This is a genomic window from Vibrio sp. R10-SG3-ISO10, from assembly GCF_059834185.1.
On record NZ_JCBDHG010000025.1, the window covers coordinates 209,250 to 226,868 of the forward strand.

The 17,619-nt window shown below is 45.8% G+C and carries 33 protein-coding genes; 29 read left to right on the plus strand and 4 right to left on the minus strand.

Annotated elements, in window-relative coordinates:
• Positions 1–263: 263 nt before the first annotated feature.
• The 28 genes from rpsJ to rplQ all read left to right on the plus strand — a co-directional run bounded on the left by rpsJ (position 264) and on the right by rplQ (position 13,924).
• The gene (rpsJ, locus tag AC6R16_RS21860; protein ID WP_004410492.1) at positions 264–575 is read left to right on the plus strand and encodes a 30S ribosomal protein S10; all 312 of its coding nucleotides are present in this window, start codon (positions 264–266) and stop codon (positions 573–575) included.
• 14 nt (positions 576–589) lie between these two features.
• Positions 590–1,219 (plus strand): 50S ribosomal protein L3, encoded by a 630-nt coding sequence (gene rplC, locus AC6R16_RS21865; RefSeq protein ID WP_004745874.1) that lies wholly within the window; start codon positions 590–592, stop codon positions 1,217–1,219.
• A gap of 17 nt (positions 1,220–1,236) precedes the next feature.
• Complete coding sequence (gene rplD / locus AC6R16_RS21870; RefSeq protein WP_004745875.1) at positions 1,237–1,839, plus strand: 50S ribosomal protein L4; 603 nt, start codon at positions 1,237–1,239, stop codon at positions 1,837–1,839.
• Entirely contained in the window at positions 1,836–2,138 is a 303-nt protein-coding gene (rplW, locus tag AC6R16_RS21875) for a 50S ribosomal protein L23 (protein ID WP_053410099.1), read from the plus strand. Before rplD ends, rplW begins: the two co-directional genes overlap by 4 nt.
• Before the next feature lie 15 nt (positions 2,139–2,153).
• A complete protein-coding gene (gene rplB, locus AC6R16_RS21880) occupies positions 2,154–2,978 on the plus strand; it encodes a 50S ribosomal protein L2 (RefSeq protein ID WP_004410474.1) in 825 nt (274 codons plus the stop codon).
• A 21-nt stretch (positions 2,979–2,999) separates the two neighbouring features.
• Positions 3,000–3,278 (plus strand): 30S ribosomal protein S19, encoded by a 279-nt coding sequence (rpsS, locus tag AC6R16_RS21885; protein WP_004745876.1) that lies wholly within the window; start codon positions 3,000–3,002, stop codon positions 3,276–3,278.
• 10 nt (positions 3,279–3,288) lie between these two features.
• Positions 3,289–3,621, plus strand: coding sequence for a 50S ribosomal protein L22 (rplV, locus tag AC6R16_RS21890; RefSeq protein WP_004745877.1), 333 nt, complete (start codon positions 3,289–3,291; stop codon positions 3,619–3,621).
• Between the two features lie 19 nt (positions 3,622–3,640).
• A complete protein-coding gene (rpsC, locus tag AC6R16_RS21895; protein ID WP_004745879.1) occupies positions 3,641–4,339 on the plus strand; it encodes a 30S ribosomal protein S3 in 699 nt (232 codons plus the stop codon).
• Between the two features lie 11 nt (positions 4,340–4,350).
• Positions 4,351–4,761, plus strand: coding sequence for a 50S ribosomal protein L16 (gene rplP, locus AC6R16_RS21900; RefSeq protein WP_004410459.1), 411 nt, complete (start codon positions 4,351–4,353; stop codon positions 4,759–4,761).
• The gene (gene rpmC / locus AC6R16_RS21905) at positions 4,761–4,952 is read left to right on the plus strand and encodes a 50S ribosomal protein L29 (protein ID WP_004410456.1); all 192 of its coding nucleotides are present in this window, start codon (positions 4,761–4,763) and stop codon (positions 4,950–4,952) included. Before rplP ends, rpmC begins: the two co-directional genes overlap by 1 nt.
• Positions 4,952–5,206, plus strand: a complete 255-nt coding sequence (gene rpsQ, locus AC6R16_RS21910) for a 30S ribosomal protein S17 (protein ID WP_004745881.1) — start codon at positions 4,952–4,954, stop codon at positions 5,204–5,206. The genes rpmC and rpsQ overlap by 1 nt, the downstream gene beginning before the upstream one ends.
• Positions 5,207–5,371: 165 nt before the next feature.
• Positions 5,372–5,743 (plus strand): 50S ribosomal protein L14, encoded by a 372-nt coding sequence (gene rplN, locus AC6R16_RS21915; RefSeq protein WP_004745883.1) that lies wholly within the window; start codon positions 5,372–5,374, stop codon positions 5,741–5,743.
• A gap of 13 nt (positions 5,744–5,756) precedes the next feature.
• Positions 5,757–6,074 (plus strand): 50S ribosomal protein L24, encoded by a 318-nt coding sequence (rplX, locus tag AC6R16_RS21920; RefSeq protein ID WP_004745885.1) that lies wholly within the window; start codon positions 5,757–5,759, stop codon positions 6,072–6,074.
• A gap of 23 nt (positions 6,075–6,097) precedes the next feature.
• Positions 6,098–6,637 (plus strand): 50S ribosomal protein L5, encoded by a 540-nt coding sequence (rplE, locus tag AC6R16_RS21925; protein ID WP_004745887.1) that lies wholly within the window; start codon positions 6,098–6,100, stop codon positions 6,635–6,637.
• Between the two features lie 17 nt (positions 6,638–6,654).
• Entirely contained in the window at positions 6,655–6,960 is a 306-nt protein-coding gene (gene rpsN / locus AC6R16_RS21930) for a 30S ribosomal protein S14 (protein ID WP_004745888.1), read from the plus strand.
• 29 nt (positions 6,961–6,989) lie between these two features.
• Complete coding sequence (gene rpsH / locus AC6R16_RS21935) at positions 6,990–7,382, plus strand: 30S ribosomal protein S8 (protein ID WP_004745890.1); 393 nt, start codon at positions 6,990–6,992, stop codon at positions 7,380–7,382.
• 12 nt (positions 7,383–7,394) lie between these two features.
• The gene (rplF, locus tag AC6R16_RS21940; protein WP_004745892.1) at positions 7,395–7,928 is read left to right on the plus strand and encodes a 50S ribosomal protein L6; all 534 of its coding nucleotides are present in this window, start codon (positions 7,395–7,397) and stop codon (positions 7,926–7,928) included.
• 9 nt (positions 7,929–7,937) lie between these two features.
• The gene (rplR, locus tag AC6R16_RS21945) at positions 7,938–8,291 is read left to right on the plus strand and encodes a 50S ribosomal protein L18 (protein WP_004745893.1); all 354 of its coding nucleotides are present in this window, start codon (positions 7,938–7,940) and stop codon (positions 8,289–8,291) included.
• Between the two features lie 14 nt (positions 8,292–8,305).
• Complete coding sequence (gene rpsE / locus AC6R16_RS21950; protein WP_004745894.1) at positions 8,306–8,809, plus strand: 30S ribosomal protein S5; 504 nt, start codon at positions 8,306–8,308, stop codon at positions 8,807–8,809.
• Between the two features lie 7 nt (positions 8,810–8,816).
• A complete protein-coding gene (gene rpmD, locus AC6R16_RS21955; RefSeq protein ID WP_004410429.1) occupies positions 8,817–8,993 on the plus strand; it encodes a 50S ribosomal protein L30 in 177 nt (58 codons plus the stop codon).
• A 5-nt stretch (positions 8,994–8,998) separates the two neighbouring features.
• Positions 8,999–9,433, plus strand: a complete 435-nt coding sequence (gene rplO / locus AC6R16_RS21960; protein WP_004745896.1) for a 50S ribosomal protein L15 — start codon at positions 8,999–9,001, stop codon at positions 9,431–9,433.
• A gap of 20 nt (positions 9,434–9,453) precedes the next feature.
• Positions 9,454–10,788, plus strand: a complete 1,335-nt coding sequence (gene secY / locus AC6R16_RS21965) for a preprotein translocase subunit SecY (protein ID WP_171323656.1) — start codon at positions 9,454–9,456, stop codon at positions 10,786–10,788.
• Positions 10,789–10,827: 39 nt separating this feature from the next.
• Positions 10,828–10,941, plus strand: a complete 114-nt coding sequence (gene rpmJ / locus AC6R16_RS21970) for a 50S ribosomal protein L36 (protein WP_000868186.1) — start codon at positions 10,828–10,830, stop codon at positions 10,939–10,941.
• Between the two features lie 147 nt (positions 10,942–11,088).
• Positions 11,089–11,445 (plus strand): 30S ribosomal protein S13, encoded by a 357-nt coding sequence (gene rpsM, locus AC6R16_RS21975; RefSeq protein ID WP_004410414.1) that lies wholly within the window; start codon positions 11,089–11,091, stop codon positions 11,443–11,445.
• An 18-nt stretch (positions 11,446–11,463) separates the two neighbouring features.
• Positions 11,464–11,853 carry a 30S ribosomal protein S11 gene (gene rpsK / locus AC6R16_RS21980; protein WP_001118870.1) on the plus strand — a complete coding sequence of 130 codons (390 nt, stop codon included), beginning with the start codon at positions 11,464–11,466 and terminating at the stop codon, positions 11,851–11,853.
• A 27-nt stretch (positions 11,854–11,880) separates the two neighbouring features.
• Positions 11,881–12,501, plus strand: a complete 621-nt coding sequence (gene rpsD / locus AC6R16_RS21985) for a 30S ribosomal protein S4 (RefSeq protein WP_006878395.1) — start codon at positions 11,881–11,883, stop codon at positions 12,499–12,501.
• A gap of 24 nt (positions 12,502–12,525) precedes the next feature.
• Complete coding sequence (locus AC6R16_RS21990; protein ID WP_004410407.1) at positions 12,526–13,518, plus strand: DNA-directed RNA polymerase subunit alpha; 993 nt, start codon at positions 12,526–12,528, stop codon at positions 13,516–13,518.
• A gap of 25 nt (positions 13,519–13,543) precedes the next feature.
• On the plus strand, positions 13,544–13,924 hold the full coding sequence (gene rplQ / locus AC6R16_RS21995) for a 50S ribosomal protein L17 (RefSeq protein ID WP_004410405.1): 381 nt from the start codon (positions 13,544–13,546) through the stop codon (positions 13,922–13,924).
• Positions 13,925–14,223: 299 nt separating this feature from the next.
• Here rplQ and AC6R16_RS22000 read toward each other — a convergent pair whose 3' ends face one another.
• Positions 14,224–14,721 carry a DUF2780 domain-containing protein gene (locus AC6R16_RS22000; RefSeq protein ID WP_500675724.1) on the minus strand — a complete coding sequence of 166 codons (498 nt, stop codon included), beginning with the start codon at positions 14,719–14,721 and terminating at the stop codon, positions 14,224–14,226.
• Between the two features lie 108 nt (positions 14,722–14,829).
• Entirely contained in the window at positions 14,830–15,450 is a 621-nt protein-coding gene (gene bamJ / locus AC6R16_RS22005) for a BamJ family beta-barrel-assembly machinery protein (protein WP_004748314.1), read from the minus strand.
• Positions 15,451–15,678: 228 nt separating this feature from the next.
• On the opposite strand from bamJ, the gene AC6R16_RS22010 reads away from it, so the two are divergent.
• A complete protein-coding gene (locus tag AC6R16_RS22010; RefSeq protein WP_500640660.1) occupies positions 15,679–16,251 on the plus strand; it encodes a LysM-like peptidoglycan-binding domain-containing protein in 573 nt (190 codons plus the stop codon).
• Here the strand turns inward: AC6R16_RS22010 and AC6R16_RS22015 are convergent.
• Both AC6R16_RS22015 and AC6R16_RS22020 read right to left on the minus strand, forming a co-directional pair.
• A complete protein-coding gene (locus AC6R16_RS22015; RefSeq protein ID WP_500675725.1) occupies positions 16,197–17,105 on the minus strand; it encodes a DMT family transporter in 909 nt (302 codons plus the stop codon). The genes AC6R16_RS22010 and AC6R16_RS22015 overlap by 55 nt on opposite strands.
• 2 nt (positions 17,106–17,107) lie before the next feature.
• Complete coding sequence (locus tag AC6R16_RS22020; protein ID WP_500675726.1) at positions 17,108–17,560, minus strand: GNAT family N-acetyltransferase; 453 nt, start codon at positions 17,558–17,560, stop codon at positions 17,108–17,110.
• Positions 17,561–17,619: the final 59 nt, after the last annotated feature.

Sequence of the window (17,619 nt, forward strand, 5' to 3'; positions counted from 1 at the left end):
GAGGAGCTGATTTATCTCTTTGATATTTCAGGTAATGTAGACTCAGCTTATGTTCGCGGTTAATACAATTAGCTACTTATTCTTCGGAATAACTATCCCCAGACGTGATTCTGGTATGTAGGGGTAGTTAATCGAAAATTAACTGACAATACTTCCTAATCTTGGAAGTTACGGTTTCACATAAATCAATCGGCATTCTCTCGTCTTTACGAGTTTGAGTGGCGATATTGTTTGTGTAATTTTTAATATTGGAGCTCTGTCTCATGCAGAACCAACGTATCCGTATCCGCCTAAAAGCTTTCGATTACAAACTAATCGATGCTTCTACAGCGGAAATCGTTGAAACAGCTAAGCGCACTGGCGCACAGGTTCGTGGTCCAATCCCACTACCTACTCGTAAAGAGCGTTTCACAGTTCTTATCTCTCCACACGTTAACAAGAAAGCACGTGACCAGTACGAAATCCGTACTCACAAGCGTCTAATCGACATCGTTGAGCCAACAGACAAAACTGTTGATGCTCTAATGCGTCTAGACCTTGCTGCGGGCGTTGACGTTCAAATTAGCCTAGGTTAAGGGAGATTAGAAGAATGATTGGTCTAATCGGTCGTAAAGTGGGCATGACCCGCGTATTTACTGAAGAAGGCGTTTCTATCCCAGTAACTGTTGTTGAGGTTGAAGCTAACCGTGTTTCTCAAGTTAAAACTCTTGAGACAGATGGCTACGCTGCAATCCAGGTTACTACTGGTGCTAAGAAAGCTAACCGCGTAACTAAGCCAGAAGCAGGTCACTTTGCTAAAGCAGGTGTTGAAGCTGGTCGTGGTCTTTGGGAATTCCGTTTGGAAAACGGTGAAGAGTTTGCAGTTGGCGCTGAGCTAACAGTTGAACTATTCAACGAAACAAAGAAAGTAGACGTTACTGGTACATCTAAGGGTAAAGGTTTCCAAGGCGCTGTTAAGCGTTGGAACTTCCGTACTCAAGATATGACTCACGGTAACTCATTGTCTCACCGTGCTCCTGGTTCTATTGGCCAATGTCAAACTCCAGGTCGCGTATTTAAAGGCAAGAAAATGGCAGGTCACATGGGTGCTGAGCGTGTAACGACTCAAAACCTAGAGATCGTACGTGTTGACGCTGAGCGCAATCTGCTTCTTATTAAAGGTGCAGTCCCAGGCGCAACTGGCGGTAACGTGATCGTTAAACCAGCTGTTAAAGCATAACGTCTCAGGAGTAAGTAATGGAACTAATGGTTAAAGGTGCTGATGCACTAACTGTTTCCGAAACTACTTTCGGACGTGAGTTTAACGAAGCTCTTGTACACCAAGTAGTTGTTGCGTACGCAGCAGGTGCTCGTCAAGGTACTCGTGCTCAGAAAACACGTTCAGAAGTTTCTGGCGGTGGCGCTAAGCCATGGCGTCAAAAAGGTACTGGCCGTGCACGTGCTGGTACAATCCGTAGCCCAATCTGGCGTACAGGTGGTGTTACTTTTGCTGCGAAACCACAAGATCACAGCCAAAAAGTAAACAAGAAAATGTACCGTGGTGCTATGAAGAGCATTCTTTCTGAGCTTGTTCGTCAAGAGCGTCTAATCGTTGTTGATAACTTCTCAGTAGAAGCACCAAAGACTAAAGAACTAGTTGCTAAGCTTAAAGAGCTTGAGCTAACTGACGCTTTAATCGTGACTAGCGAAGTAGATGAGAACCTATTCTTAGCTGCTCGTAACCTATACAAAGTTGACGCTCGTGACGTTGCTGGTATTGACCCAGTTTCTCTAATCGCGTTCGACAAAGTTGTAATTACTGCTGACGCAGTTAAACAAGTAGAGGAGATGCTAGCATGATCACTGAAGAGCGTATCCTAAAAGTTCTACGTGCACCGCACATCTCTGAAAAAGCAACTATGGCTGCTGAGAAAGCGAACACTATCGTTTTCAAAGTATCTATCGATGCTACTAAAAAAGAGATCAAAGCAGCTGTAGAAAAGCTATTTGAAGTTGAAGTTAAGTCTGTAAATACTCTTATCACTAAGGGTAAGACCAAACGTCAAGGTCTACGCCAAGGTCGCCGCAGCGACGTTAAGAAAGCGTACGTTACTTTGAAAGAAGGTCAAGATCTTGACTTCGTTGGCGGCGCGGAATAACAGGAGTAGTTAAGAATGGCTATTGTTAAATGTAAGCCGACTTCCCCTGGTCGTCGTCACGTTGTTAAAGTTGTTAACGCTGACCTACACAAGGGCAAGCCATACGCACCTCTTCTAGAGAAAAACTCTAAGAACGGTGGTCGTAACAACAACGGTCGTATCACAGTACGTCACATCGGCGGTGGTCACAAGCACCACTACCGTGTAATTGACTTCAAACGTACTAAAGACGGTATCCCAGCGAAAGTTGAGCGTCTTGAATATGATCCAAACCGTAGCGCTAACATCGCTCTAGTTCTGTACGCAGACGGTGAGCGTCGTTACATCCTAGCACCTAAAGGTGTTAACGCAGGTGATGCTATCCAGTCTGGTGTTGATGCACCAATCAAAGCTGGTAACACTCTACCAATGCGTAACATCCCAGTAGGTTCAACTGTACACAACGTTGAACTTAAACCTGGTAAAGGTGGTCAGCTAGCTCGTTCGGCTGGTGCATATGCTCAAATCGTTGCTCGCGACGGTGCATACGTAACTATCCGTCTACGTTCTGGCGAAATGCGCAAAGTACTTTCTGAAGGCCGTGCAACAATCGGTGAAGTTGGTAACTCTGAGCACATGCTACGTGAACTTGGTAAAGCTGGTGCTAACCGCTGGCGCGGTGTTCGTCCTACCGTTCGCGGTGTGGTAATGAACCCAGTAGACCACCCACACGGTGGTGGTGAAGGTCGTACTTCTGGTGGCCGTCACCCAGTTTCACCATGGGGTCAGCCAACTAAAGGCTTCAAGACTCGTAAGAACAAACGCACTGACAAGTACATCGTACGTCGTCGTAACAAGTAATCTATATAAAGAGGAATCGCCATGCCACGTTCTCTCAAGAAAGGTCCATTTATTGACCTACACTTGCTGAAGAAGGTAGAGAAAGCGGTGGAAAGCGGAGACAAAAAGCCTATTAAGACTTGGTCCCGTCGTTCAATGATCATCCCTACGATGATCGGTTTGACCATCGCTGTCCATAATGGTCGTCAGCACGTACCAGTATTCGTAACCGAAGAAATGATCGGTCACAAACTGGGCGAATTCGCACCAACACGTACTTACCGCGGCCATGTCGTGGATAAGAAAGCTAAGAAGCGTTAAGGAGTAGATGATGGAAGCATTAGCTAAACATAACTTTGCTCGCATTTCGCCTCAGAAAGCTCGCTTAGTTGCGGATCAAATTCGTGGAAAATCTGTAGACCAGGCTCTAGAAATTCTAACGTTCAGCAACAAAAAAGCTGCTGATCTAATCAAGAAAGTTCTTGAGTCAGCTATCGCTAACGCGGAGCACAATGAAGGCGCAGATATTGACGATCTAAATGTCGCAAAAATCTTCGTAGATGAAGGCCCTATCATGAAGCGTATTATGCCTCGTGCTAAAGGTCGTGCGGATCGTATCTTGAAGCGTTCAAGCCACATCACTGTTGTTGTAGCAGATCGCTAAGAGACTAGGAGAGTAAGCAATGGGTCAAAAAGTACATCCTAATGGTATTCGTCTAGGCATCGTTAAGCCTTGGAATGCTACATGGTTTGCTAACACCAAAGATTTCGCTGACAACCTAGACGGCGACTTCAAGGTACGTCAGTTCCTTACAAGTGAACTGAAAAAAGCATCTCTTTCACGCATCGTTATCGAGCGTCCAGCTAAGAGCATCCGTGTGACTATTCACACTGCTCGTCCTGGCGTTGTAATCGGTAAGAAAGGTGAAGACGTAGAAAAACTACGCACAGCTGTAGCTAAAATTGCAGGTGTACCAGCGCAAATCAACATCGCTGAAGTACGTAAGCCTGAACTTGATGCACAGCTTGTAGGTGATAGCATCGCGTCTCAGCTAGAGCGTCGTGTTATGTTCCGTCGTGCTATGAAGCGCGCGGTACAAAACGCAATGCGTCTAGGCGCTAAAGGTATCAAAGTAGAAGTAAGCGGTCGTCTAGGCGGCGCTGAAATTGCACGTTCTGAGTGGTATCGTGAAGGCCGTGTGCCTCTACACACTCTACGTGCTGACATTGATTACGCAACTTCTTCGGCTCACACTCAATACGGTGTGATCGGCATTAAAGTTTGGATCTTCAAAGGTGAGATTCTAGGCGGTATGCCAGCAGCTAACGCTGTAGAGCCTAAAGGCGACAAGCCTAAGAAGCAGCGTAAAGGCCGTAAGTAAGGAGTCGACAGATGCTACAACCTAAACGTACTAAGTTCCGTAAGGTTCAGACTGGTCGTAACCGTGGTCTAGCTAAAGGTACTGATGTAAGCTTCGGCGAATTCGGTCTTAAAGCTACTGGCCGTGGTCGTCTAACTGCTCGTCAAATCGAAGCGGCACGTCGTGCAATGACACGTCACGTTAAGCGTCAAGGTAAAATCTGGATCCGTGTGTTCCCAGACAAACCTATCACAGAAAAACCACTTGAAGTTCGTCAAGGTAAGGGTAAAGGTAACGTTGAGTACTGGGTAGCCCAAATCCAACCTGGTAAGGTTATGTACGAAATGGGTGGTGTACCTGAAGAATTGGCTCGTGAAGCGTTCCGCCTAGCGGCTCGTAAACTGCCATTCAAAACTACGTTTGTAACTAAGCAGGTGATGTGATGAAAGCACAAGATCTACGCGAAAAAAGCGTTGAAGAGCTTAACGCTGAGCTTTTGAATTTGCTACGTGAACAGTTCAACTTGCGCATGCAAGCTGCTACTGGTCAACTACAGCAAACTCATACTCTGAAAGCTGTACGTCGTGATATCGCACGTGTGAAAACCGTATTGACTGAGAAGGCAGGCGCATAATGAGCGACAAAATTCGTACTTCATTTGGTCGTGTAGTTAGCAACAAGGGCGATAAGTCTATCACTGTTGCTATCGAGCGCATGGTTAAACACCCAATTTACGGCAAGTTCGTAAAGCGCACGACTAAAGTTCACGCACATGACGAGAACAACGAGTGTGGCCTAGGCGATACTGTTGAAATTCGTGAGTGTCGTCCACTGTCTAAGACTAAGTCTTGGACTTTGGTAAAAGTTGTAGAAAAAGCGAAAGGCTAATCCCTTAGCTAGTTCTATGATATTAAACGGCTCCAAAATTATTTTGGGGCCGTTTATTTTTTGACTACCCAATCACAAAAAAGGGTGGTACAATTCGCGTCCCTTTTAAAGAGGCAGCCCGACCCGTGATGGGTCTAGTTATTAATATTTAGCGGAGCACTAACAATGATCCAAATGCAAAGTACACTTGACGCAGCTGATAACTCTGGCGCGCGCAAGGTAATGTGTATTAAGGTCCTGGGTGGCTCACACCGCCGTTATGCACATATCGGTGACGTTATCAAAGTTACTGTGAAGGAAGCAATTCCTCGCGGTAAAGTTAAAAAAGGTGACGTTCTGAAGGCGGTTGTTGTGCGCACTCGCAAAGGCGTTCGTCGTCCAGACGGTTCTGTCATTCGCTTCGACCGTAATGCTTGTGTGTTGTTGAACGACAATACTGAGCAACCAATCGGTACACGTATCTTTGGCCCTGTGACGCGTGAACTTCGTGGCGATAAGTTCATGAAGATCGTTTCACTGGCTCCAGAAGTTCTGTAAGGAGCACGTAGAAATGGCAGCTAAAATCCGTCGTAATGACGAAGTAATCGTTCTTGCTGGTAAAGACAAAGGCAAGAAAGGTAAAGTAACTAAGGTTCTAGCAACTGGTAAAGTTATCGTTGAAGGTATCAACCTTGTTAAGAAGCACCAAAAGCCGGTTCCGGCTCTAGGTCAACAAGGTGGCATCGTTGAACAAGAAGCAGCTATTGATGCTTCTAACGTTGCAATCTTTAACGCAGCTACTGGTAAAGCTGACCGTATCGGTTTCCGTTTTGAAGATGGTAAGAAAGTTCGTTTCTTTAAATCTAACAACGAAATCGTTTCTAACTAATAGAAGTAATTTGGAGTTCTACTATGGCGAAACTGCATGATTACTACAAGTCGTCTGTAGTCGCTGAACTGACCAAACAGTTTAGCTACACAAGCGTCATGCAAGTCCCTAGAATCGAGAAAATCACCCTAAACATGGGTGTTGGTGAAGCAATCAACGATAAGAAACTGCTAGAAAACGCAGCTGCTGATATGGCAACGATCTCTGGTCAAAAGCCACTTATCACTAAAGCGCGTAAATCTGTTGCAGGTTTCAAAATCCGCGAAGGCTACCCTATCGGTTGTAAAGTAACCTTGCGTGGCGAACGTATGTGGGATTTTCTTGAGCGTTTAATTAACATCGCTCTTCCACGTGTACGTGACTTCCGTGGCGTTAGCGCTAAGTCTTTTGACGGACGCGGTAACTACAGCATGGGCGTTCGCGAGCAAATCATCTTCCCGGAAATCGACTTTGATAAAGTTGATCGAGTACGCGGTCTAGACATCACTATTACGACGTCTGCTGGTACTGATGAGGAAGGCCGTGCTCTGCTGGCTGCCTTTAACTTCCCATTCCGTAAGTAAGGTGAAGGGTTACTGTTATGGCTAAAAATTCAATGAAAGCACGTGAAGCAAAACGTGCGAAGCTAGTAGCTAAGTTCGCTGAAAAGCGTTCTGCGCTTAAAGCTATCATCAGCGATGTAAACGCATCTGAAGAAGATCGTTGGAACGCAGTTCTTAAATTGCAATCTCTTCCACGTGATTCAAGTGCATCACGTCAGCGCAACCGTTGTAACCAAACTGGTCGTCCACACGGTTACCTACGTAAGTTCGGTCTAAGCCGTATCAAAGTTCGTGAAGCTTGCATGAAAGGCGAGATTCCTGGACTTCGTAAGGCTAGCTGGTAATTGCCACTTAATCATTTGGAGTAAATCATATGAGCATGCAAGATCCGATTTCGGATATGCTGACCCGCGTTCGTAACGGTCAGGCAGCAAACAAAGTTGCTGTTAAAATGCCTTCTTCAAAGCTTAAAGTTGCAATTGCTGCACTACTAAAAGCTGAAGGTTACATCACTGATTTCGCTGTAGAAGGCGAAGCAAAACCTGAGCTAGAAGTAACTCTTAAGTACTTCCAAGCTAAACCAGTAATCGAGCAACTTAAACGTGTTTCTCGTCCAGGTCTACGTGTTTACAAGAAGAAAGATCAACTTCCTTCTGTAATGGGTGGTCTTGGTGTTGCTATCGTTTCAACTTCCAAGGGTCTTATGTCAGACCGCGCTGCACGTAAAGCAGGTCTTGGTGGTGAAATCATCTGCTACGTAGCTTAATAGGAGTAGACTATGTCTCGTGTTGCTAAAGCACCTGTCGCTATTCCAGCTGGCGTAGAGGTGAAACTAAACGGCCAAGAAATCACTGTAAAAGGTGCTAAAGGCGAACTATCTCGCGTTCTTAACGCTGCGGTAGTTGTTGCTCAGGAAGAAAACAATCTTACTTTCGGTCCACGCGAAGGTGTTGCTAACGCATGGGCACAAGCAGGTACTGCTCGCGCTCTAGTTAACAACATGGTTGTTGGCGTTACTGAAGGCTTTACTAAGAAGCTAACCCTTAAGGGTGTTGGTTACCGTGCTGCTATCAAAGGCAACGCTGTAGGCCTAACTCTTGGCTTCTCTCACCCAGTTGAGCATGAATTGCCAGCGGGTATTAAAGCTGAGTGTCCAAGCCAAACTGAAATCGTGATCACTGGTTGTGACAAACAACTTGTTGGTCAGGTTGCGGCTGACATTCGTTCTTACCGAGAGCCTGAGCCTTATAAAGGTAAAGGTGTTCGTTACGCAGATGAAAATGTGCGTACTAAAGAAGCTAAGAAGAAGTAAGGTAACACTATGGATAAGAAAGCATCTCGCATCCGTCGTGCTACACGCGCACGTCGTAAGATTGCAGAACTGGGTGCAACTCGCCTAGTAGTACACCGTACTCCTCGTCACGTGTACGCTCAGGTTATCGCATCAAACGGCTCTGAGGTTATCGCAGCAGCTTCTACTGTAGAAAAAGCGATCCGTGAGCAAGTTAAGAACACTGGTAACATCGATGCAGCTAAAGCAGTAGGTAAAGCTGTTGCTGAGCGCGCTCTTGAAAAAGGCGTTGAGTCAGTTGCATTTGATCGTTCTGGTTTCCAATACCACGGTCGAGTGGCGGCGCTAGCAGAATCTGCTCGCGAAGCTGGTCTGAAATTCTAAGGTAGGGTTGGAAGATGGCTAAAGAACAACAAGTTCAAGCGAATGATTTGCAAGAAAAGCTAATCGCAGTTAACCGTGTATCTAAGACGGTTAAAGGTGGTCGAATCATGAGCTTTACTGCACTAACAGTAGTTGGTGACGGTAACGGTCGTGTAGGTTTCGGTTACGGCAAAGCCCGTGAAGTACCTGCAGCGATCCAAAAAGCAATGGAAAAAGCGCGTCGTAACATGACTACGATCGCTCTAAACGAAGGCACTCTTCACCACCCGGTGAAAGGTCGTCATTCGGGCTCTAAAGTTTACATGCAGCCTGCTGCTGAAGGTACTGGTGTTATCGCAGGTGGTGCGATGCGTGCAGTACTAGAAGTTGCTGGTGTACACAACGTACTATCTAAAGCATACGGTTCTACGAACCCTATCAACATCGTTCGTGCAACGATCGATGCACTAGGTAGCATGAAGTCGCCAGAAATGGTTGCTGCTAAACGTGGTCTAACTGTTGAATCTATTTCGGAGTAAGAACACCATGGCAACTATTAAAGTAACTCAAACTAAAAGCTCAATTGGTCGTCTACCTAAGCACAAAGCGTGTCTTAAAGGTCTAGGCCTTCGTAAAATCAACCACACAGTAGAACTTGAAGATACTCCGTGCGTACGCGGTATGATCAACAAGGTTTACTACATGGTTAAAGTTGAGGAGTAATCAGAATGCGTTTGAATACTCTATCACCAGCTGCTGGTGCTAAGACTGCTGCAAAGCGCGTTGGTCGTGGTATCGGTTCTGGCCTAGGTAAGACTGGTGGCCGTGGCCACAAAGGTCAAAAGTCACGTTCTGGCGGTTCAGTTCGTCCAGGTTTTGAAGGCGGTCAGATGCCTCTAAAACAACGTCTACCAAAATTCGGTTTCACTTCTCGTAAGAGCCTAGTGTCTGCTGAAGTTCGTCTAGCTGAGCTAGCGAAAGTAACTGGTGACGTAGTAGATCTAAACAGCCTTAAAGCTGCTAACGTTATCACTAAGAACATCGAATTTGTAAAAGTTGTTCTATCTGGTGAGCTTAACAAAGCAGTGACTGTAAAAGGTCTACGTGTGACTAAAGGCGCTAAAGCTGCAATCGAAGCTGCAGGCGGTAAAATCGAGGAATAATCTCGAGGAACGAGGTACAGATGGCTAAGAAACCAGGACAAGATTTTCGTAGTGCTCAGAGCGGCTTAAGTGAACTAAAGTCGCGCTTGTTATTCGTAGTGGGTGCACTTTTAGTATTCCGAGCCGGCTCTTTTGTGCCGATTCCTGGTATTGACGCTGCTGTACTTGCCGAATTGTTCGAACAGCAAAAAGGTACCATCGTAGAAATGTTTAACATGTTCTCCGGTGGTGCTCTTGAGCGTGCATCTATATTAGCGTTGGGCATCATGCCGTATATTTCGGCATCTATTGTTGTCCAACTGCTAACTGTAGTTCATCCAGCGTTAGCTGAACTCAAAAAAGAGGGTGAAGCAGGCCGTCGTAAGATCAGCCAATATACACGCTACGGCACGCTTGTACTTGCAACATTCCAGGCTATTGGTATTGCAACAGGCTTACCAAACATGGTCGATAATCTGGTTGTTATCAACCAAACCATGTTTACGCTAATTGCTACCGTAAGTTTAGTAACCGGCACCATGTTCCTAATGTGGTTAGGTGAACAAATTACAGAGCGTGGAATTGGTAACGGTATTTCGTTACTAATCTTTGCAGGTATTGTTGCTGGATTGCCTTCTGCAATCGGTCAAACAATCGAGCAAGCGCGTCAAGGTGAATTGCATGTACTTCTTCTGCTGTTGATTGGTGTACTTGCTTTTGCAGTTATTTACTTCGTTGTTTTCATGGAGCGTGGTCAGCGTCGAATCGTTGTTAACTACGCGAAGCGTCAACAAGGTCGTAAAGTATTTGCTGCGCAAAGCACTCACTTGCCACTTAAAATTAATATGGCAGGTGTTATTCCAGCAATCTTCGCATCGAGCATTATCCTGTTCCCAGGAACATTGGCTCAGTGGTTTGGTCAGAACGGTGAGAGCAGCGCGTTCGGTTGGTTAACTGACGTGTCTTTGGCTCTTAGCCCAGGTCAGCCTCTGTATGTAATGCTATATGCAGCAGCGATTATTTTCTTCTGTTTCTTCTACACGGCGTTGGTTTTCAACCCGCGTGAAACAGCAGATAACTTGAAGAAGTCCGGTGCATTCGTACCCGGCATCCGCCCAGGTGAGCAGACAGCTAAGTATATTGATAAAGTAATGACGCGTTTAACCTTAGCAGGTGCGTTATACATTACCTTTATCTGTCTGATTCCGGAGTTCATGATGGTCGCGTGGAACGTACGTTTCTACTTCGGCGGTACATCTCTACTAATCGTAGTGGTTGTTATCATGGACTTTATGGCACAGGTACAGACTCATCTGATGTCTCAACAGTATGATTCTGTGTTGAAGAAAGCGAATCTGAAAGGCTATGGCCGTTAATTCGGCGGTAGACTCAGATTTCATTTACGGAGTTTAGCAATGAAAGTTCGTGCTTCCGTTAAAAAAATCTGCCGTAACTGTAAAGTTATCAAGCGTAACGGTGTCGTTCGCGTGATTTGCAGTGAGCCAAAGCACAAGCAGCGCCAAGGCTAATTAGCAGAAATTTTTACTTGTAATATAAGGTAGTGTCGAGTATATTCCTCGGCCTACCTTTTGCGTGCAAAAGAAGTAGTATTCCGCAGCGTATCCATAACGGGCTTTGCTGCGGCTAATTCTTTTATGAAACACTAGGAGTGAATAATGGCCCGTATAGCAGGCATTAACATTCCTGATCAAAAACATGCTGTGATTGCACTAACGTCAATCTACGGCATCGGTAAGACTCGCTCTCAAGCTATCCTAGCTGAAGTGGGTATTGCTGAAGATGTTAAGATCAGTGAACTATCTGAAGAGCAGATCGATCAACTGCGTGATGGTGTAGCTAAATACACTGTAGAGGGTGATCTACGTCGTGAAGTATCAATGAACATCAAGCGTCTTATGGACCTTGGCTGTTACCGTGGTCTTCGTCATCGTCGCAGTCTACCACTACGTGGACAGCGTACTAAAACCAATGCTCGCACCCGTAAGGGTCCGCGTAAGCCGATCAAGAAATAATCGGGAAGGTAGAGTACAATGGCTAAACAACCAACTCGCGCGCGTAAACGCGTTCGCAAACAAGTTGCAGACGGTGTTGCGCACATCCATGCTTCTTTCAACAACACAATCGTAACCATCACTGACCGTCAAGGTAATGCTCTTGCATGGGCTACTGCAGGTGGTTCAGGTTTCCGTGGTTCTCGTAAGTCTACTCCGTTCGCTGCACAGGTTGCTGCTGAGCGTTGTGCTGAAATGGCTAAAGAATACGGTCTAAAGAACTTGGAAGTTATGGTTAAGGGTCCAGGTCCAGGTCGTGAATCTACTGTTCGCGCACTGAACGCTGCTGGTTTCCGCATCACAAACATCGTTGATGCTACACCAATCCCTCATAACGGTTGTCGTCCACCTAAGAAACGTCGCGTATAACGTTTTTTAGATTACTGGAGAAAGATCATGGCAAGATATTTGGGTCCTAAGCTGAAGCTTAGCCGTCGCGAAGGTACTGACTTATTCCTTAAGTCTGGTGTACGCGCGATCGATACCAAGTGTAAAATTGATAACGCACCAGGTGTACACGGCGCTCGTCGCGGTCGTCTATCTGAGTATGGCGTTCAGCTTCGTGAGAAGCAAAAAGTTCGTCGTATGTACGGCGTTCTAGAAAAACAATTCCGTAACTACTACAAAGAAGCTGCTCGCCTTAAAGGCAACACTGGTGAAAACCTACTTCAGCTTCTTGAAGGTCGTCTTGATAACGTAGTTTACCGCATGGGCTTTGGCGCAACTCGCGCAGAAGCACGTCAGCTAGTTAGCCACAAAGCTATCCTAGTTAACGGTAAAGTTGTAAACATTCCTTCTTTCAAAGTTGCGGCTAACGACGTTGTTTCTATCCGCGAGAAAGCTAAACAGCAATCTCGTATCAAGGCTGCTCTAGAAGTTGCTGAACAACGTGAAAAACCAACTTGGATTGAAGTAGATGGTGGTAAGATGGAAGGTACGTTCAAGCGTTTGCCTGAGCGTTCAGATCTATCTGCTGACATCAACGAACAATTGATCGTCGAGCTTTACTCTAAGTAAGGTTTAAACTAAAGAGAGGACACAATGCAGGGTTCTGTAACAGAATTTCTTAAGCCACGTCTTGTTGACATCGAACAGGTTAGCACGACTCACGCAAAAGTAACTCTTGAGCCATTAGAGCGTGGTTTTGGCCATACTCTTGGTAATGCACTTCGCCGTATTCTTCTATCTTCTATGCCAGGTTGTGCTGTAACAGAAGTAGAAATCGAAGGCGTACTTCATGAGTACAGCACTAAAGAAGGCGTTCAAGAAGATATTCTTGAAATCCTACTTAACCTTAAAGGTCTAGCTGTACGTGTTGCCGAAGGCAAAGATGAAGTGTTCATTACTTTGAACAAATCAGGCTCGGGCCCTGTGGTTGCAGGTGACATCACCCATGATGGTGATGTAGAGATCGCTAACCCTGAACACGTTATTTGTCACCTAACAGATGACAACGCTGAGATCGCAATGCGTATCAAAGTTGAACGTGGTCGTGGTTATGTTCCAGCTTCGGCTCGTATCCATACTGAAGAAGATGAGCGTCCAATTGGTCGCCTACTGGTTGACGCTACGTACAGCCCAGTAGACAAGATTGCTTATTCTGTTGAAGCAGCTCGTGTAGAGCAGCGTACAGACTTAGACAAGCTTGTTATCGATATGGAAACGAACGGTACTCTAGACCCTGAGGAAGCAATCCGTCGTGCAGCTACTATCCTAGCTGAGCAATTGGATGCGTTCGTAGATCTTCGTGATGTACGTGTACCTGAGGAGAAGGAAGAGAAGCCAGAATTCGATCCGATCCTACTGCGTCCTGTAGACGATCTTGAACTAACAGTTCGCTCTGCTAACTGTCTGAAAGCAGAAGCGATTCACTACATCGGTGATCTTGTACAGCGTACTGAGGTTGAGCTACTTAAAACGCCTAACCTGGGTAAAAAATCTCTTACAGAGATCAAAGACGTACTTGCATCACGTGGTCTTTCTCTTGGCATGCGCCTAGAAAACTGGCCACCAGCGTCTATCGCTGAAGATTAATCGATAAAGTTAGAAGGATTAGGTCATGCGCCATCGTAAGAGTGGTCGTCAACTCAACCGCAACAGCTCACATCGTAAAGCGATGTTTAGCAACATGGCTAGCTCTCTAGTACGTCATGAAGTTATCAAGACTACACTGCCAAAAGCAAAAGAGCTACGTCGCGTAGTTGAGCCTTTGATTACACTAGCTAAGACTGACAGCGTTGCTAACCGTCGTCTAGCATTTGCACGTACTCGTGACAACGAAGTAGTTGCAAAACTATTTAACGAACTAGGTCCACGTTTTGCTGCTCGTCAGGGCGGTTACACTCGTATCCTAAAAGCTGGTTTCCGTACTGGTGATAAAGCTCCAATGGCTTACATTGAGCTTGTAGATCGCCCAGCTGCTGAAGAAGCTGCTGAGTAATCAGGTTCGTAAGAACGAAAAAGCCGAGCATTAGCTCGGCTTTTTTGCGTCTGGAGGTAGGGAAAGAACGGGCTGCGCCCTGCGAGAATTTAGAACGCTTCGCTTCGAGAACGGACTTCGTCCTTCGAGAGGTGTATAGCTACCGAGCAGGCATCCGGTGCGGAGTTTTTTGTTAGATATTTCTGTTTAAAACACAGAAAATAGGTAGACGCCTTAACGCCAACCTTGCAAGATTTTCTCGCTTCTCGCTTCTCGCTTCTCGCTTCTCGCTTCTCGCTTCTCGCTTCTCGCTTCTCGCTTTACTGCCAGATTGTACCTAAGCTACCCAACAGACCGCTGCTTGCACCTTGGCTTTGTAATGCACTTAGGATGATAGGAGTGAAGGTTGAGATTAGAGACGGGTCCATTCCTAATGCAGAAAAAGCGCTCTTAACGGATTCGTTGTTCGCAATCATGGTGCTTAAACCGCTTGATTGCAGCGAGTCAAACCCTGGAATAAGGCTCGCCATCTCACTGGTTTCGCTGCTACTTAACGAGTTTTGCGCTAAGGCTAACATCGAACCGAGTCCGCCTATCGCTTGTTCAGAAGAAACATTGGCATTGTTTTGCAGGGCTGAAACTAAATCTGTATCTGCTGCACCTTGCGAAGACCAAGCCTGAACCGCTCCCATTAAAGCTGCATTGGCGATTGTGCCATAATTGCTTTCTGTCGCACTTGCCTGGCCATCACTCGAAGTACTTTGGCATCCTACTAAAGCAAGACTTGCTAAAGTTGCTAGCGCTAAATTCTTGTACATTGTCTCTCCTTGTTTCAATAGTACCTATACGCGTTGTTTGATTAGTATCATACATAAAAAACGGCGACACAATGGTCGCCGTTGTACATGCTTAAATTTCTTAAGAAATTAAAGGATGTCTAGAAGTTCTACTTCAAATACTAGAGCAGCAAATGGAGGGATAGCAGCACCTGCGCCACGCTCGCCGTATGCTAGGTCTTGTGGGATGTATAGTTTCCACTTAGAACCAACAGGCATTAGTTGAAGTGCTTCAACCCAACCTTTGATTACGCCAGTTACTGGGAACTCAGCAGGTTGACCGCGAGATACAGAGCTGTCGAAAACAGTGCCGTCAGTTAGCTCACCGTGGTAGTGAACACGAACTTGCTTGTCAGAAGTTGGGATTTCGCCAGTACCTTCAGTGATGATTTCGTACTGTAGGCCAGACTCAAGAACAGTTACTTCTGGACGTAGAGCGTTGTCTTTTAGGAACGCTTCACCGTCAGCAGCTGCTACTTTAGCTGCTTCTTGACGTGCTGCTTCAACGCGAGTGTGTAGCTCTTGTAGTGCGTTGTTGATCTCGTCGATTTCGATAGCTGGTTGCTCACCAACTAGTGCAGTTGCGATACCAGCAGCGATAGCGTCAACGTTTAGACCTTCAAGACCAGAACCAGCAAGTTGCTGACCCATTTGTAGACCGATACCGTAGCTAGCTTTTTGCTCTACAGTCTCAAATTTAACTTCAGACATGTTGTCTCTCTTTATATGGTGTATAAAGGGTAAAGGATACCAGTTATAGCTTTGTTATGAAACGGTCGAGCCTAGATAGTCTTTCGCCACGTTGTGCGATTAAGATCGACTTTTAGTGACATTTTGTCGAAATTTAACTGGGCTATTACCTTCAAAGCTTAAAAATCCTATACTCATGAGCGCTTGGTTTTTATACTTGTAGCGAAGGCCGTTTGGAGACAAAGTGCGATGAATCGCAGAAAGAAAAAGAAACAGCAGCAGGTGGATTATGTTGAACTGGCGAAAGCCAAGCTCAACCAGATTGATTGGCAGCAGATTAAACAGAGTATTCTAGATAAATGGAACTTGTTACCTAGGCTGCATCAACGTGCACTTATGGTGATTACTCCTTTGTTATTGGTGTTACTTGTGATCCCAATCCCTGAAGCTCAAACCGAAACAGAGCCGGCAGTTTCTCCTAACACTCAACGTGTCGAAGTGGATATCAATACCCGTAGCCTGAGTGAGCAAAAAAGCGCAGAGCAGGATTCTCTGGTCTCCAAAGCTTGGAATGAGTATGAGGTTAAAAGTGGTGATACTTTAGCTCAAGTCTTTCGTAGTAACGGTTTGGCTATGGCTGACCTTAACGCCTTGGTAAAGGTTGAGGGTTCGGATAAGCCTTTGAGCAGAATTAAAAAAGGTCAGCTAGTGCGATTTAAACTAGCCGAAAACGGCCAGCTTGATATCTTACAGCTTGAAAAAAGCAATCAGTCAGTGATGTTCTTCCGACTGTCCGATGGCGGATTTGGTCGCAGTAAGTAATTGACTCTAAATAGTTTCAACACCGCTTTCCATGGCATTAGGGGGAGGATAATCATCACTATCCCTAATGCTGTTAGCCAATCTGGCACTTCATCAAACCACATCACACCAAACAGCGCGACAAACACTAACCCAGAATTTTCTGCCACTGCGATCGAGCTGGCTGGTGAGCGTTGGTAGGCCATCACCGCAAGACCATTGTAGATCAGAATCAAGGCGGCACTGGCTAAGATTAGCAGTAAGTGGTTATTCGATATCGGCTGCCAGTAAAGTAGCGCTAGTATACTGGATACCGGCAGTGACAGGACTGATGTCCAAAATAGGGTGCTGACGACGGTTTGTTGGCTGGGTAACTTTCGTGCGCTTATGTTAAACAGGGCAAGGGTGAAGGTTGTTCCGAGCGCAAATAGCGCTGCCCAGTGAAACTCTGATGGTCTTAGCACCACCATTACTCCAGCAAAGCCAAAAATGGTTGCTGCACTACGTTGAAGTGTTGGTTTCTCTCCAAGTAACACAATCGCTAGCGGCAACATGAGTAGGGGGGCGGCATAGAAGACTGCATTGGCCGTCGCCAAGGTTAAGTGGGTGATAGCGACAACCATGCATCCACTACCAATTAAGATCAGATGCGCTCTGAGCAAATTTAACTTGGGGCTGTACATCTTTCTTTGTGGCTGGGATTGTTTCCACCATAAAGGGAAAATAACCACAGCGGAAAGCAATTGGCGAATGAAGATGTACTGAAAGGTTGATACCTCACCATCAAGCAGCTTCACAGCGACATCGGAAAGAGAAGCTGCGAAGTTGCCAATCACTAGCAGTAGGATAGCGACGTAGGTTGCAGAGAGAGCCAAGGCTACTTTTCCAATTTCATATCAATATGTGGGATGTCATCTTCTAAGTACATAGCGGATGTTTGAACAAAACCGTGTTGTTGATAAAACGAGGCTAAGTGTTCTTGTGCGCCAATTTCAATCGACTCACTGGGCCATAATGATTCACAATCTGCCAAGGCTTGTTGCAGTAGTTTATGACCTAAACCACCACCTCTATGACTTTCCTTAGTGGCAACACGACCAATACTCACTGATGGATAACTGATTCCTTTAGGTAACAAACGTGCGCAAGCTATTAGCTCATCATCTTGATAACCGAGTAGGTGGAAAACGCCCAATTGGTGGTCTTTATCATCCAGCTCTGGGTAAGGACAAGTTTGCTCGACGACGAAGACGTCGACTCGAAGTTTAAGCAGTGAATACAGTTGCTCTGTGGTGAGGTCGGAAAAAGGTTTAAGCTGCCAAGTAATCATTGTTTATCTGTCTTGCTGTTGTTGATATCGCCAATGTAGCAAGACAGTTTCCGATGGGC

What these genes read in the sequence shown, in the direction of transcription:
- rpsS (WP_004745876.1), top strand. Translation starts at nt 3,000, where the DNA reads ATGCCACGTTCTCTCAAGAAAGGTCCATTTATTGACCTACACTTGCTG.
- rplE (WP_004745887.1), top strand. Translation starts at nt 6,098, where the DNA reads ATGGCGAAACTGCATGATTACTACAAGTCGTCTGTAGTCGCTGAACTG.
- rpsE (WP_004745894.1), top strand. Translation starts at nt 8,306, where the DNA reads ATGGCTAAAGAACAACAAGTTCAAGCGAATGATTTGCAAGAAAAGCTA.
- rplW (WP_053410099.1), top strand. Translation starts at nt 1,836, where the DNA reads ATGATCACTGAAGAGCGTATCCTAAAAGTTCTACGTGCACCGCACATC.
- rplO (WP_004745896.1), top strand. Translation starts at nt 8,999, where the DNA reads ATGCGTTTGAATACTCTATCACCAGCTGCTGGTGCTAAGACTGCTGCA.
- rplQ (WP_004410405.1), top strand. Translation starts at nt 13,544, where the DNA reads ATGCGCCATCGTAAGAGTGGTCGTCAACTCAACCGCAACAGCTCACAT.
- rpsQ (WP_004745881.1), top strand. Translation starts at nt 4,952, where the DNA reads ATGAGCGACAAAATTCGTACTTCATTTGGTCGTGTAGTTAGCAACAAG.
- rpmC (WP_004410456.1), top strand. Translation starts at nt 4,761, where the DNA reads ATGAAAGCACAAGATCTACGCGAAAAAAGCGTTGAAGAGCTTAACGCT.
- rplB (WP_004410474.1), top strand. Translation starts at nt 2,154, where the DNA reads ATGGCTATTGTTAAATGTAAGCCGACTTCCCCTGGTCGTCGTCACGTT.
- rplX (WP_004745885.1), top strand. Translation starts at nt 5,757, where the DNA reads ATGGCAGCTAAAATCCGTCGTAATGACGAAGTAATCGTTCTTGCTGGT.
- rplF (WP_004745892.1), top strand. Translation starts at nt 7,395, where the DNA reads ATGTCTCGTGTTGCTAAAGCACCTGTCGCTATTCCAGCTGGCGTAGAG.
- rpsJ (WP_004410492.1), top strand. Translation starts at nt 264, where the DNA reads ATGCAGAACCAACGTATCCGTATCCGCCTAAAAGCTTTCGATTACAAA.
- rpmD (WP_004410429.1), top strand. Translation starts at nt 8,817, where the DNA reads ATGGCAACTATTAAAGTAACTCAAACTAAAAGCTCAATTGGTCGTCTA.
- bamJ (WP_004748314.1), bottom strand. Translation starts at nt 15,450, where the DNA reads ATGTCTGAAGTTAAATTTGAGACTGTAGAGCAAAAAGCTAGCTACGGT.
- AC6R16_RS22020 (WP_500675726.1), bottom strand. Translation starts at nt 17,560, where the DNA reads ATGATTACTTGGCAGCTTAAACCTTTTTCCGACCTCACCACAGAGCAA.
- rpsM (WP_004410414.1), top strand. Translation starts at nt 11,089, where the DNA reads ATGGCCCGTATAGCAGGCATTAACATTCCTGATCAAAAACATGCTGTG.
- AC6R16_RS22010 (WP_500640660.1), top strand. Translation starts at nt 15,679, where the DNA reads ATGAATCGCAGAAAGAAAAAGAAACAGCAGCAGGTGGATTATGTTGAA.
- rplV (WP_004745877.1), top strand. Translation starts at nt 3,289, where the DNA reads ATGGAAGCATTAGCTAAACATAACTTTGCTCGCATTTCGCCTCAGAAA.
- rpsD (WP_006878395.1), top strand. Translation starts at nt 11,881, where the DNA reads ATGGCAAGATATTTGGGTCCTAAGCTGAAGCTTAGCCGTCGCGAAGGT.
- rplC (WP_004745874.1), top strand. Translation starts at nt 590, where the DNA reads ATGATTGGTCTAATCGGTCGTAAAGTGGGCATGACCCGCGTATTTACT.
- secY (WP_171323656.1), top strand. Translation starts at nt 9,454, where the DNA reads ATGGCTAAGAAACCAGGACAAGATTTTCGTAGTGCTCAGAGCGGCTTA.
- rplR (WP_004745893.1), top strand. Translation starts at nt 7,938, where the DNA reads ATGGATAAGAAAGCATCTCGCATCCGTCGTGCTACACGCGCACGTCGT.
- rpsK (WP_001118870.1), top strand. Translation starts at nt 11,464, where the DNA reads ATGGCTAAACAACCAACTCGCGCGCGTAAACGCGTTCGCAAACAAGTT.
- rpsN (WP_004745888.1), top strand. Translation starts at nt 6,655, where the DNA reads ATGGCTAAAAATTCAATGAAAGCACGTGAAGCAAAACGTGCGAAGCTA.
- AC6R16_RS21990 (WP_004410407.1), top strand. Translation starts at nt 12,526, where the DNA reads ATGCAGGGTTCTGTAACAGAATTTCTTAAGCCACGTCTTGTTGACATC.
- rplN (WP_004745883.1), top strand. Translation starts at nt 5,372, where the DNA reads ATGATCCAAATGCAAAGTACACTTGACGCAGCTGATAACTCTGGCGCG.
- rpmJ (WP_000868186.1), top strand. Translation starts at nt 10,828, where the DNA reads ATGAAAGTTCGTGCTTCCGTTAAAAAAATCTGCCGTAACTGTAAAGTT.
- rplP (WP_004410459.1), top strand. Translation starts at nt 4,351, where the DNA reads ATGCTACAACCTAAACGTACTAAGTTCCGTAAGGTTCAGACTGGTCGT.
- AC6R16_RS22000 (WP_500675724.1), bottom strand. Translation starts at nt 14,721, where the DNA reads ATGTACAAGAATTTAGCGCTAGCAACTTTAGCAAGTCTTGCTTTAGTA.
- rpsH (WP_004745890.1), top strand. Translation starts at nt 6,990, where the DNA reads ATGAGCATGCAAGATCCGATTTCGGATATGCTGACCCGCGTTCGTAAC.
- rpsC (WP_004745879.1), top strand. Translation starts at nt 3,641, where the DNA reads ATGGGTCAAAAAGTACATCCTAATGGTATTCGTCTAGGCATCGTTAAG.
- rplD (WP_004745875.1), top strand. Translation starts at nt 1,237, where the DNA reads ATGGAACTAATGGTTAAAGGTGCTGATGCACTAACTGTTTCCGAAACT.